The sequence below is a fragment of the uncultured Pseudoteredinibacter sp. genome (assembly GCF_947500695.1).
GTDB lineage: Bacteria > Pseudomonadota > Gammaproteobacteria > Pseudomonadales > Cellvibrionaceae > Pseudoteredinibacter.
In genome coordinates, this window is the sequence record NZ_CANMSS010000030.1 from 1 (window position 1) to 576 (window position 576).

At 47.9% G+C, this 576-nt stretch carries 1 tRNA gene; it reads left to right on the forward strand.

Features of this window, described 5'->3' with window-relative positions:
- The first annotated feature begins 141 nt into the window (after positions 1-141).
- Positions 142-217: transfer RNA gene (locus Q1A08_RS21350), tRNA-Lys, on the forward strand.
- Positions 218-576 lie beyond the last annotated feature (359 nt).

Consider the following 576-nt stretch of genomic DNA (forward strand, 5'->3'; position numbering starts at 1 on the left):
GGTCGTTAGCTCAGTTGGTAGAGCAGTTGGCTTTTAACCAATTGGTCACTGGTTCGAATCCAGTACGACCCACCATATTTAGATTTGAAGTTTTAACTGAGCGGCTTTAAATCACACAGAACTTTTATACCACGAGTTTACGGGTCGTTAGCTCAGTTGGTAGAGCAGTTGGCTTTTAACCAATTGGTCACTGGTTCGAATCCAGTACGACCCACCATACAAAAAGGGCTGCCCATTCGGGCGGCCCTTTTTTTATGGTGGGCCGTGCTGGACTTGGTTCCTTCAGTCGGTTCGACTGAATGCGACCTAGCATTCAGAACGAGGAGCGTTAGCGACGAAGCCCGCAGGGTCACAATAAGCCTTAGCCTATTGTGATTAATCCAGTCCGAATTTCATCTGAGATAGTAAAAGCTGGCACGGGCGGCCCTTTTTTTTATGGTGGGTCGTACTGAATTCATCCCAAAGTGGGGTCAGAACCCGCGGGTTCCGACCCCGAGTGCCTGCACGATGCAAGTGGTATGGCTAAGTTTTAACAAAGCCCCATTTTTCCTGTTCTTATAGTCAATCGATCCAATT